This is a genomic window from Streptococcus sp. KR (assembly GCF_002238115.1).
Classification (GTDB): domain Bacteria; phylum Bacillota; class Bacilli; order Lactobacillales; family Streptococcaceae; genus Streptococcus.
On record NZ_NGVM01000201.1, the window covers coordinates 1 to 348 of the forward strand.

The following is a 348-nucleotide window of genomic DNA, read 5'->3' on the forward strand; positions in this document are numbered from 1 at the left end:
ACCAGTGGTGGTGTTAAATCAAATCCTTTTGAAAAGTTGGGCATTACGCCCTCACAAATTGAGACAAAGAGTGGTGGGCTAAAACCGCTTTCTCAAATTTTTGCTTTGATAAAAAACCGAATGAACAAACGTGGAATGAATAAAACTCAGCAAGGTGCCCTAATGAAAGCTATGTTTGGCCAAACCGGTATGGAAACGGCCACAGCTTTGCTGCATTCTTTGAACGGCAGAATGGGCGTCCCTGAATTTTCAAAACGAATTGGCGAATCGGATAAAAACAATTATGTGAATAAAATGGCTGCTGCTAACATGAAAACCCCTTCAAAGCAATTTGATCGTATGGTTGTG

At 40.8% G+C, this 348-nt stretch carries 1 protein-coding gene; it reads left to right on the forward strand.

The genetic code is table 11. The features are described 5' to 3' along the window. Positions 1-348, forward strand: a 348-nt coding sequence (locus CBI42_RS12895) for a hypothetical protein (protein ID WP_179211427.1), incomplete at both ends; no start/stop codon positions are given.